Annotated in this window: 8 protein-coding genes; 5 read left to right on the forward strand and 3 right to left on the reverse strand. The window is 60.4% G+C overall.

The annotated features are described in order from the left end of the window. Positions 1-21 precede the first annotated feature (21 nt). From BK665_RS23010 to BK665_RS23030, 5 genes are all read left to right on the forward strand, one after another. On the forward strand, positions 22-282 hold the full coding sequence (locus BK665_RS23010; RefSeq protein WP_054047564.1) for a YeaC family protein: 261 nt from the start codon (positions 22-24) through the stop codon (positions 280-282). Next, positions 279-1,109: a DUF2797 domain-containing protein gene (locus BK665_RS23015; RefSeq protein ID WP_123408903.1), complete on the forward strand. Its 831-nt coding sequence runs from the start codon at positions 279-281 to the stop codon at positions 1,107-1,109. Before BK665_RS23010 ends, BK665_RS23015 begins: the two co-directional genes overlap by 4 nt. A gap of 10 nt (positions 1,110-1,119) precedes the next feature. Then, positions 1,120-3,777, forward strand: a complete 2,658-nt coding sequence (gene pepN, locus BK665_RS23020; RefSeq protein ID WP_123408904.1) for an aminopeptidase N — start codon at positions 1,120-1,122, stop codon at positions 3,775-3,777. 1,251 nt (positions 3,778-5,028) lie between these two features. Further along, positions 5,029-6,081, forward strand: coding sequence for a WD40/YVTN/BNR-like repeat-containing protein (locus tag BK665_RS23025; RefSeq protein WP_123408905.1), 1,053 nt, complete (start codon positions 5,029-5,031; stop codon positions 6,079-6,081). Positions 6,082-6,110: 29 nt separating this feature from the next. After that, positions 6,111-8,495: an efflux RND transporter permease subunit gene (locus BK665_RS23030; protein ID WP_123408906.1), complete on the forward strand. Its 2,385-nt coding sequence runs from the start codon at positions 6,111-6,113 to the stop codon at positions 8,493-8,495. Positions 8,496-8,558: 63 nt separating this feature from the next. On the opposite strand, the gene BK665_RS23035 is transcribed toward BK665_RS23030, so the two are convergent. The 3 genes from BK665_RS23035 to BK665_RS23045 all read right to left on the reverse strand — a co-directional run bounded on the left by BK665_RS23035 (position 8,559) and on the right by BK665_RS23045 (position 16,217). Then, positions 8,559-13,295 carry a dermonecrotic toxin domain-containing protein gene (locus tag BK665_RS23035; protein WP_123408907.1) on the reverse strand — a complete coding sequence of 1,579 codons (4,737 nt, stop codon included), beginning with the start codon at positions 13,293-13,295 and terminating at the stop codon, positions 8,559-8,561. A gap of 196 nt (positions 13,296-13,491) precedes the next feature. Further along, complete coding sequence (locus tag BK665_RS23040) at positions 13,492-14,220, reverse strand: FadR/GntR family transcriptional regulator (protein WP_123408908.1); 729 nt, start codon at positions 14,218-14,220, stop codon at positions 13,492-13,494. Between the two features lie 260 nt (positions 14,221-14,480). Continuing rightward, positions 14,481-16,217 carry an IlvD/Edd family dehydratase gene (locus tag BK665_RS23045; RefSeq protein ID WP_123408909.1) on the reverse strand — a complete coding sequence of 579 codons (1,737 nt, stop codon included), beginning with the start codon at positions 16,215-16,217 and terminating at the stop codon, positions 14,481-14,483. Positions 16,218-16,397 lie beyond the last annotated feature (180 nt).

The following is a 16,397-nucleotide window of genomic DNA, read 5'->3' on the forward strand; positions in this document are numbered from 1 at the left end:
ATAAAGAGCACGGAGACCCTGATGTCCTCTTTTAACGAAATGATCAAAAACATCACCCCCGACATCTACCAGAGCCTGAAACTGGCGGTAGAAATCGGCAAATGGTCCGACGGTGGCAAACTCACCGCCGAACAGCGCGAACTGTCCCTGCAAGCGATGATCGCCTGGGAAATCCAGAACCTGCCCGAAGAACAGCGTACCGGCTACATGGGCCCGCAGGAATGCAGTTCCAAGTCGATCAGCGTGCCGAACATCCTGTTCAAGTCGGATGCCATCCATTGATCGAGATTGGCCGCGGTGCAATCAACAAAATGTCGGCGCGCCTGGACGGGCCGAACGTGCAGTACGCTTTCCGTCTGGGCGACACCGAGGTGCCGGTCAATCCGTTGATTGGCAGCACAGTGCGCCTGGAATACCTGGGGGCGATTTTCTGCTCCCATTGCGGACGCAAGACCAAAACCAGTTTCAGCCAGGGTTACTGCTACCCGTGCATGACCAAACTGGCCCAGTGCGATGTCTGCATCATGAGCCCCGAGCGCTGCCATTTCGACGCCGGCACCTGCCGAGAGCCGGAGTGGGGCCAGACGTTCTGCATGACCGATCACATCGTCTACCTGTCCAACTCGTCGGGGGTGAAAGTCGGGATTACCCGCGCCAACCAGATGCCGACCCGCTGGATCGACCAGGGCGCCCGTCAGGCCTTGCCGATCATGCGCGTCTCGACCCGCCAGCAGTCGGGCTTCGTCGAAGACCTGTTCCGCAGCCAGGTGGCAGACAAGACCAATTGGCGTGCTTTACTCAAGGGCGACGCGGTGTCGGTGGACCTGGCCGAAGTCCGCGATCAGCTATTTGAAAGCTGCGCCGAAGGTTTGCAAGGTTTGCAGGAACGATTTGGACTACAGGCAATCCAGACTATTGCCGACGTAGACGTCCTCGAAATCCGCTATCCGATCGAGCAATACCCGGCCAAAATCGTCAGCTTCAACCTGGACAAGAACCCGATTGCCGAAGGCACGCTGCTGGGGATCAAGGGCCAATACCTGATTTTCGATACCGGCGTGATCAATATTCGTAAGTACACGGCCTATCAGCTCGCCGTGCATAGTTAAGGACTCCAGCATGCGCACCGAACAACCGAAGATGATCTACCTGAAGGACTATCAGGCGCCTGAATACCTGATCGACGAGACGCACCTGACCTTCGAGTTGTTCGAGGACCACAGCCTGGTCCATGCGCAACTGGTGATGCGCCGCAACCCCGAGCGTGGCCCGGGCCTGCCGCCGCTGGTCCTCGATGGCCAGCAGCTTGAGCTGTTGACCGTGAACCTGGCCGACCGCGAACTCAGCGCCGATGACTATCTGCTGACCGAAAACCACCTGACGTTGCACCCGCAAAGCGAACGCTTCACGGTCGACACCAGCGTGCGCATCCACCCGGAAACCAACACCGCGCTGGAAGGTTTGTACAAATCCAGCGGCATGTTCTGCACCCAGTGCGAGGCCGAAGGCTTCCGCAAGATCACCTATTACCTCGACCGCCCGGATGTGATGAGCAAGTTCACCACCACCGTGGTCGCCGAGCAGCACAGCTATCCGGTGCTGCTGTCCAACGGCAACCCGGTTGCCAGCGGCCCTGGCGAAGACGGCCGGCACTGGGCGACCTGGGAAGACCCGTTCATGAAACCGGCGTACCTGTTCGCGCTGGTGGCCGGTGACCTGTGGTGCGTCGAAGACACCTTCACCACCATGACCGAGCGCTCCGTGGCGCTGCGCATCTACGTCGAACCGGAAAACATCGACAAGTGCCAGCACGCCATGAACAGCCTCAAGAAGTCGATGCGCTGGGACGAAGAGGTCTACGGTCGTGAATACGATCTGGACATCTTCATGATCGTCGCCGTCAATGACTTCAACATGGGCGCCATGGAGAACAAGGGCCTCAACATCTTCAACTCCAGCGCCGTGCTGGCCCGGGCCGAAACCGCCACCGATGCCGCGCACCAGCGGGTCGAGGCGATCGTCGCCCACGAATACTTCCACAACTGGTCGGGCAACCGCGTGACCTGCCGCGACTGGTTCCAGTTGTCGCTGAAGGAAGGCTTCACCGTATTCCGCGATTCCGGCTTTTCCGCCGACATGAACTCGGCCACGGTCAAGCGCATCCAGGACGTGGCATACCTGCGCACCCACCAGTTCGCCGAAGACGCCGGCCCGATGGCCCACGCCGTGCGCCCGGACAGCTTTATCGAGATTTCCAACTTCTACACCCTGACCGTGTACGAAAAGGGTTCGGAAGTGGTCGGCATGATCCACACCTTGCTCGGCGCCGAAGGCTTCCGCAAAGGCAGCGACCTGTATTTCGACCGCCACGACGGCCAGGCCGTGACCTGTGACGACTTCATCAAAGCGATGGAAGATGCCAATGGCGTTGACCTGACCCAGTTCAAGCGCTGGTACAGCCAGGCCGGCACCCCGCGTTTGGCAGTGAGCGAGTCTTACGATGCAGCGGCAAAAACCTACAGCCTGACCTTCCGCCAGAGCTGCCCGGCGACCCCGGACAAGGTTGAAAAACTGCCGTTCGTGATCCCGGTGGAGTTGGGCCTGCTGGACTCCAAAGGCGCGGCGATTGCGCTGCGTTTGTCCGGCGAAGCGTCGGCACAAGGCACTTCGCGGGTCATCTCGGTGACTGAAGCCGAGCAGACCTTCACTTTCGTCGACATCGCTGAACAACCGTTGCCATCGCTGCTGCGCGGTTTCTCGGCACCGGTGAAGCTGAGCTTCCCGTACAGCCGCGATCAACTGATGTTCCTGATGCAGCACGACAGCGATGGCTTTAATCGCTGGGATGCCGGTCAGCAACTGTCGGTGCAAGTGCTGCAAGAACTGATTGCCCAGCAACAGAAAGGTGAAGCGCTGGTGCTGGATCAGCGGCTGATTTCGGCATTGCGCACCGTGCTCTCCGACGAGACGCTGGACCAGGCCATGGTCGCGGAAATGCTCTCGCTGCCGGGAGAGGCGTACCTGACTGAAATCACTGAAGTGGCTGACGTTGACGCCATTCACATCGCCCGGGAATTTGCCCGCAAGCAATTGGCGGAGGGTTTGTTCGAAGCGCTGTGGCTGCGTTATCAGGCCAACCGCGACCTGTCGAAGAAAACCCCGTACGTGGCCGAGGCCGAGCACTTCGCTCGTCGCGCCTTGCAGAACATCGCGCTGTCGTACCTGATGCTCAGTGGCAAGCCTGAGGTGCTGGCGGCGACACTGGAGCAGTTCGAAACCAGCGACAACATGACCGAGCGCCTGACGGCGTTGGCGGTGTTGGTCAATTCGTCGTTCGAAGACGAGAAGGCCAACGCCCTGGCCAGTTTCGCCGAGCACTTCAAGGACAATCCGCTGGTCATGGATCAGTGGTTCAGCGTTCAGGCGGGCAGCACCTTGCCGGGTGGTCTGGCACGGGTGAAGGCGTTGATGGAGCATCCGGCGTTCAACATGAAGAACCCGAACAAGGTGCGGGCGCTGGTTGGCGCGTTTGCCGGGCAAAACCTGATCAATTTCCATGCGGCGGATGGCAGTGGGTATCGGTTCCTGGCGGATCTGGTGATTGAGTTGAACGGGTTTAACCCGCAGATTGCCTCGCGCCAACTGGCACCGCTGACTCGCTGGCGCAAATATGACGATGCTCGTCAGGCGTTGATGAAAGGGGAGCTGGAGCGGATTCGGGCTTCGGGTCAACTGTCCAGTGATGTGTTTGAGGTGGTCAGCAAAAGCCTGGCCTGACGTTAACCTCGCTCCTTCAGGGTTCACTCGAACCCCTGTAGGAGCGAGGCTTGCCCGCGAAGGCGGCCTCACTGCCGACCTGCCTCTTGCGGATGTACACCCATCAAAACTGTGGGAGCTGGCTTGCCTGCGAAGGCGGCCTTATAGCCGACCTGTTATTTGTTGATTGGGTACATATCCGTTGCTGCGGTAACGGCCACTTAGGGTTTCGCCCTTACGGCGACTCACTTTTTTTTCAAACGCCAAAAAAAAGTAAGCAAAAAAAGGCTCGCCCCGAGCGTCCGGCCCCTCGCTAAGGCTCGGCGTTCCTTCGTTCCGGTATTCATCTGGGGGCATCGCCTCCGGTCGGCTTCGCTTCGACCTCCTCTCGATGTGTTCGACTTCGTCGAACGGCGCTTCGCGCCTGACCCCCAGATGAACACCTCCACTCAGCCTTCCGAAGGGGCGGGTAGATCAAGATCACAAGCCAAGCTAAAGCGAGGCGGCCTGCGGGCCGACCTGGTTTTACGACGGTGTGCGGGGCTGATCGCTGATCGTTCCCACGCTCTGCGTGGGAATGCCGCCGGGGACGCTCTGCGTCCCGCTGTCGACGCGAAACTTGAGTCCTGCGCAGTGGTGACGCGGAGCGTCACGGGATGCATTCCCACGCGGAGCGTGGGAACGATCATTGATCAGTAAGCGGTCGGTCGGGTGTACGCGCAAGTGAAGCAGGCCGGCCGGTAGGCCGCCTCGCGGTGCGATGCACGCCCCCTCGAGAGGCCGAGTGGAGGTTCTGCGCAGTGGGCAACCCGGCATGGATGCCGGGTTAGCCGCCCCCGGCCATGGATGGCCGATGGCGGCGGGCCCACGGAGCAGGACCGGAGCGAGGGCATGCCGAGCCTCAGCGAGGCACCGAACGAAAGGGGCAAAAGCGCTTTGGTTACTTTCGCGCTTTTCGAAAGTGACTCGCTGTAAGAGCGAAACCAATTTCCGCCGTTACCGAAGAAACGGATATTCACACAAAACCCAGAAACCCAAATCACCCCACCTGATACCCAACCATTCACCGACACCCCATACCCCCCCAGGTTAACAAAACATAACGTGGCGTCGATTGTCAGACCTTTCCAAAGCCCGATAGGATAAGCCAGCTTCCGAAGGGGCTCTAGATTGCAGGTTTCAGGACTATGCTCCAACCAGCCAATCACCCAGAGCACCCTTACGGCGCCCTGAAAGGTTGAACGACCTAACAATAATAATGGGGGAAGGTCTATGAGTGAGCCTGTCATGGGTGTGGGTATCTGCCGCCCGCCGGCGCTGCGCAAATTCGCGTTGCTGGCTACAGCGCTCTCGCTGTTGGGCTGTGCCGTGTTATCGGCACCGGTGCTGGCCGCCGACGCGCCGGCGGCCGATACGGTGTATTCCGTTGAATCAGCCAAAGCCGCCAAAAGCCTGATGCTCGATGTGGTCCACGCCGGCAAACGCCTGGTGGCGGTCGGGGATCGTGGGCACATTCTGTATTCCGATGACCAGGGTTCGACCTGGACCCAGGCCAAGGTGCCGACCCGGCAACTGCTCACCGCCGTGTTTTTTGTCGATGACAAACACGGCTGGGCCGTCGGCCATGACGCGCAAATCCTCGCCAGCGAAGACGGCGGCGTCACTTGGACCAAACAATTCGAAGACCTCAAACGCGAATCGCCGCTGCTCGACGTCTGGTTCAAGGACGTCAACAGCGGCTTTGCCGTGGGCGCGTATGGCGCGTTGATGGAAACCACCGACGGCGGCAAGCACTGGGAAGACGCCAGCGACCGCCTGGACAACGAAGACCAGTTCCACCTCAACGCCATCGCGGCGGTCAAGGATGCAGGCCTGTTCATCGTCGGCGAGCAGGGCAGCATGTTCCGCTCCGCCGATTGGGGGCAGACCTGGGAAAAGCTCGAAGGCCCGTACGAAGGTTCGCTGTTCGGCGTGATCGGCACGGCTCAGCCCAACACCCTGCTGGCCTACGGCTTGCGCGGCAATCTCTACCGTTCCACGGATTTCGGCAGCACCTGGGAGCAAGTTCCGCTCCAGGCTGCACGCGGCACCCTGGAGTTTGGCCTGTCCGGCGCCACGCTGCTGGATGACGGCTCCATCGTGATCGTCGGCAACGGCGGCTCGGTGATCAGCAGCAGCGACAACGGCGAAAACTTCACCGTGTTCAACCGCCCGGACCGGATTTCCGTGTCGGCGGTCACCGCAGCAGGTAACGGCAATCTGATTCTGGCAGGACAGGGCGGCGTTCGCGCCACTTCGCCAACCGGCGCTGAGCTTGGCAAGTGAACCGGGCAAATAATAAGAAGGGCGAAGCTATGACATCATTGACCAGTCATCACCAAGACAAGGCGACGTTTCTCGAACGCCTGATTTTCAACAACCGCCCGGCAGTGATCGTCATCTGCCTGCTGGTGAGTATCTTCCTGTTCTGGCAAGCGACGCTGATCCGGCCGTCCACCAGTTTCGAAAAAATGATCCCGCTGGAACATCCGTTCATTCAGAAGATGATGGAGCACCGCAACGATCTGGCGAACCTGGGCAACACTGTGCGCATCTCGGTGGAAGCCACCGACGGTGACATCTTCTCCAAGGAGTACATGGAGACCCTGCGCCAGATCAACGATGAAGTGTTCTACATCTCCGGCGTCGACCGTTCCGGCCTCAAGTCGCTGTGGAGCCCGAGCGTGCGCTGGACCGAGGTGACGGAGGAGGGTTTCGCCGGCGGCGAGGTGATTCCGCAGAGTTATAACGGCTCCCAGCAAAGCCTCGACCTGCTGCGCAACAACGTGCTCAAGTCCGGCCAGGTCGGGCGTCTGGTGTCCAACGACTTCAAGTCGAGCATTGTCGACATCCCGCTGCTGGAGTCCTACCCGGACCCGCAGGACCAGGGCAAGTTGCTGGCCCTGGACTACCGCAAGTTTTCCCACGAACTTGAAGAAAAAATCCGCGACAAGTTTGAAAAGCAGAACCCCAACGTGCAGATTCACATCGTCGGTTTCGCCAAGAAAGTTGGCGACCTGATCGATGGTCTGGTGATGGTAGTGATGTTCTTCGGCATCGCCTTCGTCATCACCCTGATCCTGCTGTACTGGTTCACCAACTGCATGCGCAGCACCGTGGCGGTGTTGAGTACGACGTTGGTGGCGGTGGTCTGGCAACTGGGGTTGATGCATTTCTTCGGCTTCGGGCTCGATCCGTATTCGATGCTGGTGCCGTTCCTGATCTTCGCCATCGGTATTTCCCACGGCGTGCAGAAAATCAACGGCATCGCCTTGCAGTCCAGCGAGGCGGACAACGCCCTGACGGCGGCGCGGCGCACCTTCCGCCAACTGTTCCTGCCGGGGATGATCGCAATTCTCGCGGATGCGGTGGGCTTCATCACGCTGCTGATCATCGACATCGGCGTGATTCGTGAACTGGCCATCGGTGCGTCCATCGGTGTGGCGGTGATCGTGTTCACCAACCTGATCCTGCTGCCGGTGGCGATTTCCTACGTCGGCATCAGCAAACGAGCAGTGGAACGCAGCAAGAAAGACGCGCACCGCGAACACCCGTTCTGGCGCCTGCTGTCGAACTTCGCCAGCCCCAAAGTCGCACCGATTTCCATATTCATGGCCTTGATCGCTTTCGGCGGCGGCCTCTGGTACAGCCAGAACCTGAAAATCGGCGACCTCGACCAGGGCGCGCCGGAATTGCGTCCGGACTCGCGCTACAACAAGGACAACAATTTCATCATCAGCAACTACTCCACCAGTTCCGACGTGTTGGTGGTGATGGTCAAGACCAAGCCTGAAGGTTGCTCGCGCTACGAAGCCATGGCGCCCATCGACGAGCTGATGTGGAAGATGCAGAACACCGAGGGCGTGCAGTCGGCGATTTCGTTGGTGACCGTGTCCAAGCAGATGATCAAGGGCATGAACGAGGGCAACCTGAAATGGGAAACCCTGTCGCGCAACCCGGACGTGCTGAACAACTCCATCGCCCGGGCTGATGGCCTGTACAACAACAGCTGTTCCCTGGCGCCGGTGCTGGTGTTCCTCAACGATCACAAGGCCGCAACGCTGGACCGTGCGGTGCATGCGGTGCAGGACTTCGCCAAGGAAAACAACAAGGACGGCCTGGAATTCATCCTCGCCGCCGGTAACGCCGGGATCGAAGCGGCGACCAACGAAGTGATCAAGGAGTCGGAGCTGACGATCCTGATCCTGGTCTACATCTGCGTCGCGACCATGTGCATGATCACCTTCCGTTCCTGGGCGGCGACCCTGTGTATTGTGCTGCCGCTGGTGCTGACTTCGGTACTGGGCAACGCGTTGATGGCGTTCATGGGCATCGGCGTGAAAGTCGCGACCCTGCCGGTGGTGGCGCTGGGTGTGGGGATTGGCGTGGACTACGGCATCTACATTTACAGCCGCCTGGAAAGCTTCCTGCGTGCCGGTCTGCCGTTGCAAGAAGCGTATTACCAGACGCTGAAGTCCACCGGTAAAGCCGTGCTGTTCACCGGTTTGTGCCTGGCCATCGGCGTGTGCACCTGGATCTTCTCGGCGATCAAGTTCCAGGCCGACATGGGCCTGATGCTGACCTTCATGCTGTTGTGGAACATGTTCGGCGCGCTGTGGCTGTTGCCGGCGCTGGCGCGGTTCCTGATCAAACCGGAAAAACTGGCGGGGCAGAAGGGCAATTCGTTGTTCGCTCACTAAAACCCGGCAGATACACAGAAGCCGCAACCTAGGTTGCGGCTTTTTCATAGGCGCCAGACAGGCTTAACGCGGTTCCAGTGGCAGGAAATACTGGTTGGCCAGGGTCGGGTTGATGGCGCCGTGGTAGATCTGGATTTTTTGTGCCGGGTTCGTCGCCTTGGCCAGGGCCGACTCGTAGGTTTCGAAGCGTTGCGCCTCGGTTTTCAAATGCGCCGTGGTGAACGTGGCCTTGTCATCCGTCAGCGCGGCGTAGTGAAAATGTGCGTACCACAGCGCCTGATCGTTGCGGTTGAACAAGGCATATTCCTGCATGAAGTTCTTGCGCCCGGTTTTCAGCTGGACCCGACGGCCGATGGGTCTGACGTGGAGTTCCTGGTGTTGCAGGAGGAACTGCACGCCATCGCTGGTCGGTGCCTGCGCGAGGGTCAGGCGGATGCGCGATTGTGTGGCCTGGCTCTCCAGGCTCCGGGCCTTGTTGCGCAATTCGGCAATCAGTGCGGCATCCTTTTCTCTGGCCGGCGAAGCGTCCTCATGTTTGTCCAGGCTGTCGGCATAGTGGCTGAGCTTTTGTGCCTCGCGTTGCAATTGTTCTTCGATTTCCCTGGGTGAACTCCCGCCTTGTGCGTAACCCTCGATCTTGCGTGCCTGATCATCGACTTTTGCCAGTGTCTTGCGCGCTTCGCCCTTGAGTTGCGGCAGTGGAATCGAGGCGGGCCTTGAGGCTGATGGCTGGGTGTCGACGATCTCGACCCAGACATTGGGCTCGTGCTCATGGAAGGACACCAGGGGCTTGTCGTCCATGGGGCCTTTGATGTCGATGATGTCCCCGCCCTGATCGGGAACACGCGGGCGCAGGTCACCGATCAACGCACCCTGGGACGTTTTGATGACCCGCTTTTTGCTGGCGGGCGCGACGAGCACCTTGGGTTTTTTCTTGCTCGCCTCTTTGGACGTGCCGGCGGCTTGGGATGAGGCTTCATCGGCTGGCGGTTCCTGTTGCGAGGCAAGTCGCTCGATTTCCTCGACCAGGCGCTGCTCGGCGTCGACACGCAATTCGTCAATGAGCACCCGCAGGCGGTTGAACGCCGGCATCTGTAGCTCATCGGCATTGAAGATCCAGATTCCGCCAAGCGCGCTCTGGGCGTTTTTATAGCGCTCGACCAGGTTGTCCAGCACGGCGATACGATCACCGCGTTCGTAGACGTGAGTCGTCTGCAACTCGGCATGGGATCGTGCCAGGATCTGCAATGGATTAATGACGGACTCCAGGGCCGGGCTGACGTCAGTGGCTATGGCCTTGACGCTCAGGATGCGCAGAATCACCAGGTGATAGACCTTGACCCGCAGCCCCGTCAGTTCGTTTTCCGGCCGGTCCTTGTTCAGCGCCTCCAGGGTTTTTGCACCCTGAAGGGGGATTTGCCTGAGTTCTTCTATACGTTTCTCGATCTCTTCGAGCGAGCTGATCATGGTTTCATTGATTTCACGGTTTTTCTCCATGAACTCAAAGTAACGGTTCACGACAACGTCGCCTTCAGCTTTCAGTAACTCATGAATTTTGTCCGGGCCGCTGCGGTAGTCGCTGTAGTCCGTATTCGCGGTGTCACGCTCCATATCCGCGATGACGACCCGTTTGCGGGCATTCCTGATGATGTTTCCCAGTAATCCGCTGATCAATGTCAGGTCCAGAGGCAGGTCGGTCAGAGCGCTTTTTTCTCGGGTGCCGGCAATCAACGCCCTGTAGCTTTGCGTCTGCTTGTCCAGTTCTGCCACGTAGCGCTGCCGGAATGCGGTGCGTTCAGCCGAGGAACTGGCCGCGCTGCTTTCTTTGATTATTCTGAGGTTGTCGGCGATGTCGACACGCTTTTGCGCCTGCTCCTGTTGCGCGAAGAACTCGATGGATTGCAGCTTCAGTTCTTCGATGCGCTGGCGCCTTTTTTCCTTTTCGGCAGCGATTCGGCTGTTGCGGCCACCGCCGACCAGTTTCAGCCCCTGGTCCAGGGACCAGCGGCCGCGGCCATCGGTTTTAAGCTTGATGCCGGGGTGGTCCGGGTGTTCAGGATGGACCAGGAAGACCTCGCCGAAGCCCGGCACGATCTGCACGCGAAACAGCAGGCCGGCAATGGTGGCGTGCCAGGTGTCGTTGATGCGATAGAGGCCTTTGAAGGGGCCGATGGCGACAGGTTCCGGCAGTGTCGCGGGCCAGGCCACCCGCACGGCGCGCAGGTGTTCGAATAAACGGGCGGATGCTGAATCTCGGGCGGTCGACAGGTTGAAGTCAAGCAAGGTGTGGCCACTGCCCGGTGGCTCGGACGGCAATCCGGGTGCGGCTTGGGTAACGGCAATCTCTCCCGGGGCATGGATTTGGGGCAGGGCGCGGCGCAGTGGCGAAAGGGTGAGCGGGGGTTCGTTGGGCGCGCTCAGTGCGAGTTGACTGTCGAGCCGGTTTTGCCCCACATGCAACAGCACCAGGCCCAGGTTCAGCAGCACATCGACCCAGGCCTGTTCCCGGGCGGTGACGTCATCGCTGTCCAGGGCAGGCAAGTCCTGGATCAGGCTGTGGGTGAGTTGCAGCATCCAGCCCACCAGCATGGCGGGGCCGCGCAACATCGGCAGCACCAGGTTGTTGAACACCAACCAACCGCCCTCGAGGATGATTGCCCAGCGGCTCTCGGCGTTGGAGATCGACTGTCGGTCCGCCAGTTCCACCAGTGCCCGGGCGTTGCTGTCGAATAGCTGGCGCAGGAGCCGGCCCTGTTTCAGCGCCGCAAGCCATTCGCCGCTGGCCTCGTCGACGGACAGGGTCGCGGGCGCTGGTTTTGTCGGGGGGCTGAACTCATCGCCCAGGTGCATGTGCACAATGTGCGGTTCGTTGAAACCGTTGTTGGCGTAGATTGGTCGGGCGCGGTCCGGCAGCCGGGTCAGTACGCTGGCTTGCAGGGCGCCGGGTTGGGCGATCGCATTAAACAGCGCCGCGCGGTCGGCGAATTGCTGCAACGCCGGCGTGTATTGCGGTCGGTAAAGAATGCGCGGGCCTGCGGCGTTCAAGTCCAGAGGCTCGATGATGAACAGGTTGCTCGCGACATCGCTGTCAGCGCCCGCTTTTCTTTGAAACGCCAATGGCCGCAGGACAATTTCCTGCTGATCGACACATCGTTCAGCCTGGGTGCGCTGCAGGACAGCATCGACGTAGCGGTAACCTTGGCGGGTGAAGCCATGCTCAGCCTTTATCGATTGCTCCAGTGCCAACAGCGGCAGGCGCACGGACAGTTCCAGGCCGAACAGACGCCCGCGTTCCTGCGCTGGGGCGGTATCGGCCAGTAATTCGCGGCGAATCAGCTCGGGATAGTGTTGGCCGACATCGACGCGACTGACCAGGTCCAGCAGATAGGCCTCGGTGGTCCAGTCCTGGATCAGTTGCCCGCCGGTGTGTCGGACGGTCATCCGGCCTTTGGGGCGACCGGCGAGGTTCTTGATGGCCAGTTCCGTCAGGGTCATGTTCACCGGTTCGAGGTAGCCGCTGCCCAGGTCGCCGACGGGCACATGGAAGGTCAGCTCCAATTGGTCGGCGTCATAACCGGGGGCTTGCGGTTGATCCTCCAGCATCTGCCGGTGCAGGGCTTTTTTGGCGAAGGTGTGCAGGTCATCCAGGCCGGTCTGGAAGGTGCGACCCCCGGTGCGTTGCTTGATGCTCGCGAGCGTCAGCACGTGCTTGCGGTATGCCATGCGATCAATTGCGTCGGCGGTTTGCAGCCATTCGGGCATGGTTGTCTGGATGCGTTGAACGTGCGTGTTCAACCCGGCGGCTTGCGCACCAACGAACAGCGCCGCGACATCGGTGATCGGCTTGAAACGTTGCTCCAGCTCTTCAAGGTGCTGGCCGGCGGGCAGTTTCAGCGCGGCCAGGTCTTCCAGTTGCTGGTTCAACAGCAGGGCGGCCTGGGTGTCGAAGATATTGCCGTCAGGTTCATAGCGTTTCCAGGAAATCGCGTCGGCCATGAAGAGCAACTCAAACCGTTCGCCCCAGGCCTGTCCGAACGCTTCCAGTGAGGCGAACGACTCGATGCTGCCAGTTACGCTGCACAACAACACCGTTTCACCACAGATCAGCAGAATGTCCGGACTTTGCAGATTGACCGATAGCTCACCGATGTTCAGGGTTGTTTCAAGTGTGCAGGCCTGGATCAGGCCTTTTGCCCAGGGCGCTTCAAGGCGCTGCTGTTTATCGGGGTGTTGGCACAGCTCAGTGAGGATATCGGCGTGCTGCGGATTGATGGTCGCTTGGCGTACTGCCGAGGTTTTCAACACGCCGCCCAGCAAGTCGCCCAGCCATTGCCAGCGACTGTTGCCGGCCTCGGCAGGAGTATTCCAATACCCACTTAGGGCTTCCTGGAAAGCGACAAACACAATGGCCGGCAGCTCGCGGATGATGTCGGCGATGAGCTGCATGTCCGGTTCATGTTGACCGGTGCTGTCCAGGCTCAGGTGGGTGGGTGGCTTGTTGGTGAGGAAACAGGCACGGCCAAATTGTTCGCTGAGTGCCGGGGGTTTACCGCTGGCCAAATAATTGAGCACCACCTCCAGCAACAAGGTGAGACGCCAGCCACCTTCCGGGAGCGGTTGGGCGACTTGAGTGCGGTAGGGGTCAAAATCCAGTGGCGGATATTTTTCCAGCAACTCGTCCTTGAGCAAGCTGGCGGTGACCGAACGCAAGGTCGGACGAGTACTGAAGCGGGCGCTGATGGTGTGCGCAATGATGTCGGCGTACCCGGCCGGGGCGGTCGGCGATGAAGCGGTTGGCATGATGCAGTCCTTTGCATGGTTGATGCGTGGACCTTAACGCCTGGATAAACGAGCTGTGCGGTATATAGATACCGCACATTTTCTGATTTACACCGAACCCCTTGTGGGAGCGGGCTTGCTCGCGAAAGCGGTGTATCAGTCGACATCTTTGCCGAATGACACGCCGCTTTCGCGAGCAAGCCCGCTCCCACAGGGGTTAGTGGTTGTTGGTGGGATCGCTGCCCAACACGACATTCAAGGCACTGCGCGCATCATCGAGCTGCACGAGGGTGGCATGCCGCGCACCCAGCGCATCGCGATTTTCGATGGCGGTGAGAATCGCCTTGTGCCGTGGCAGCGCCAGTTCATGCAGGTTCGGTCGCTGGTTGGAATGCTTCAGCGCCTCGGCAATCGCCACCGAGAGCATGTTGCACAGGTTGGCCAGCAAGTCGTTGTGGGTGGCGTCGGCGATGCGGCTGTGAAAATCCAGGTCCGGTTGCAGCAGCGCTTCCGGGGTCGGCGCGGCTTCCATGCGTTGGTAGGCTTCGCCGATGGAGGCGATGTCGGCGTCGGTTGCGTATTGTGCGGCGAGGGCGGCGGCGGCCGGTTCGATGATGCTGCGCACGCTGGTCAACAGGCCGAAGAACTCATTCTGCGGGCTGCTTTGCATCAGCCAGTGCAGCACGTCCGGGTCGAGCATGTGCCATTCCTTGCGCGCCTTGACCACCGTGCCGACTCGCGGGCGGGAATACACCAGACCTTTAGCGACCAGCACCCGGGTGGCTTCGCGCAACACCGGCCGGCTGACCGCATACTCTTCGCACAACAGGGCTTCGGCGGGCAGTTTGTCGTCGGGCTTGAAGCGTCCGGAGACGATCTGCATGCCCAGTTCCTGGACGATGCGCGAGTGCATGCTTTTGCGGTCGGAGGGTTTGCGGTAATCCATGGGGAACGGCGCGATCCTGGGCGGGTGGGGGTGTTGCGCATGATAGCAGGCAGGGCTCAATCCTGAATCAGATGAACAACCAATGTGGGAGCGGGCTTGTGTGGCGAGGGGGCTTGCCCCCGTTCGATTGCGCAGCAATCGTAAACCAGTCACTGCGGACCCATCCAGAATCGCGGTGGCTGGTTTCAGGGGCGCTGCGCACCCCAACGGGGGCAAGCCCCCTCGCCACAAAAGCCCGCTCCCACAGGGGATTGGTGGGGTTAGTGAGAGTGGCGCGGGACTTCGGAGCCGCGGCAGCCGACGAGGAAGTCGAAATCACAGCCCTGATCCGCCTGCAGCACATGATCAATGTAGAGCTGACGATAACCGCCGACGATCAGCTTCTCTGGTGGCCGCAGATCCGCCATGCGCGCCGCCAGTTCAGCGTCCGAAATGTCCAGGTGCAAACGCCCGCTGGCGCAATCCAGCTCAATGAAGTCACCTTCCTGCACCACCGCCAAAGGCCCGCCGGCCGCGGCTTCCGGGGCGACGTGCAACACGACGGTGCCATACGCCGTGCCGCTCATGCGCGCATCGGAAATCCGCACCATATCCGTCACGCCCTGGGCCAGCAGCTTGGCCGGCAAACCCATGTTGCCGACTTCGGCCATGCCCGGATAACCCTTCGGCCCGCAGTTTTTCATCACCAGGATCGAGTTGGCGTCCACGTCCAGTTCCGGGTCGTTGATCCGTGCCTTGTACATGTCGAAGTTCTCGAACACCACGGCCCGCCCACGATGCTGCATCAATTCGGCACTGGCGGCGGAAGGTTTCAACACCGCACCGAGTGGTGCGAGGTTGCCGCGCAGCACGCAGATACCGCCGTCGGCGCGGATCGGGTTGTCGAGGGTGCGGATCACTTCGTCCTGGCCGTAGATCGGCGCGTCCTTGGTGTTCTCGCCGAGGCTCTTGCCGTTGACGGTCAAGGCGTTCGGATGCGGAATCAGATTGGCTTCGCCGAGGCGACGCAGCACCGCCGGCAAACCGCCGGCGTAGTAGAACTCTTCCATCAGGAAACGCCCGGACGGTTGCAGGTCGACGATGGTCGGCATGCCGCGCCCCATGCGGGTCCAGTCGTCGAGCTCCAGCTCAACGCCGATGCGCCCGGCGATGGCTTTCAAGTGGATCACCGCGTTGGTCGAACCACCGATGGCGGCGTTGACCCGAATCGCATTTTCAAAGGCTTCTTTCGTCAGGATTTTCGACAGCCGCAGATCTTCGCGCACCATCTCCACCGCACGCATGCCGGACATGTGCGCCAACACATAACGCCGCGCATCCACCGCCGGAATCGCCGCGTTGTGGGGCAGGGAAGTGCCCAGTGCTTCGGCCATGCAGGCCATGGTCGAGGCGGTGCCCATGGTATTGCAGGTGCCGGCCGAGCGGGACATGCCGCCCTCGGCCGCGAGGAAATCGTCGAGGGTGATGGTGCCGGCTTTCACTTGCTCGCTGAGCTGCCACACCACCGTGCCCGAACCAATGTCCTGGCCCTTGTGCTTGCCGTTGAGCATCGGTCCACCGGTGACGACGATCGCCGGCACGTCGCAACTGGCGGCGCCCATCAACAGCGCCGGGGTGGTTTTGTCGCAACCGGTCAGCAGCACCACGCCATCGATCGGGTTGCCGCGAATCGCTTCTTCAACGTCCATGCTCGTCAGGTTGCGGGTGAACATGGCGGTGGGGCGCAGGTTCGATTCGCCGTTGGAGAACACCGGGAATTCCACCGGCCAGCCGCCAGCCTCGATCACCCCGCGTTTGACGTGCTCGGCAATCTGCCGGAAATGCGCGTTGCACGGGGTCAGTTCCGACCAGGTGTTGCAGATGCCGATGATCGGCTTGCCGTGGAACTGGTGGTCGGCGATGCCCTGATTCTTCATCCAGCTGCGGTACATGAAGCCGTTCTTGTCGGCCGTGCCAAACCATTGGGCGGAGCGCAGGGTGGGTTTCTTATCAGACATGATCGATTCTCTTATTGTATGACTATATTGTTGCATCTGACGGATAACATAAGCGCAAAACTGGCGCTTTGGAAGCGTTGTTGGTTAATTAGTATTACTATATAGTCGGTTTCGACGGAGGGATTGGCCCTGGCGGTTTTCCGCGAGAGGCGTCCCCCGAGGTTCTATAACAACAACAAT

Origin of the sequence: Pseudomonas frederiksbergensis (assembly GCF_003732665.1) — a bacterium.
GTDB classification, from domain to species: Bacteria; Pseudomonadota; Gammaproteobacteria; order Pseudomonadales; family Pseudomonadaceae; genus Aquipseudomonas; species Aquipseudomonas frederiksbergensis_G.

What these genes read in the sequence shown, in the direction of transcription:
- BK665_RS23010 (WP_054047564.1), top strand. Translation starts at nt 22, where the DNA reads ATGTCCTCTTTTAACGAAATGATCAAAAACATCACCCCCGACATCTAC.
- pepN (WP_123408904.1), top strand. Translation starts at nt 1,120, where the DNA reads ATGCGCACCGAACAACCGAAGATGATCTACCTGAAGGACTATCAGGCG.
- BK665_RS23025 (WP_123408905.1), top strand. Translation starts at nt 5,029, where the DNA reads ATGAGTGAGCCTGTCATGGGTGTGGGTATCTGCCGCCCGCCGGCGCTG.
- BK665_RS23030 (WP_123408906.1), top strand. Translation starts at nt 6,111, where the DNA reads ATGACATCATTGACCAGTCATCACCAAGACAAGGCGACGTTTCTCGAA.
- BK665_RS23035 (WP_123408907.1), bottom strand. Translation starts at nt 13,295, where the DNA reads ATGCCAACCGCTTCATCGCCGACCGCCCCGGCCGGGTACGCCGACATC.
- BK665_RS23040 (WP_123408908.1), bottom strand. Translation starts at nt 14,220, where the DNA reads ATGGATTACCGCAAACCCTCCGACCGCAAAAGCATGCACTCGCGCATC.
- BK665_RS23045 (WP_123408909.1), bottom strand. Translation starts at nt 16,217, where the DNA reads ATGTCTGATAAGAAACCCACCCTGCGCTCCGCCCAATGGTTTGGCACG.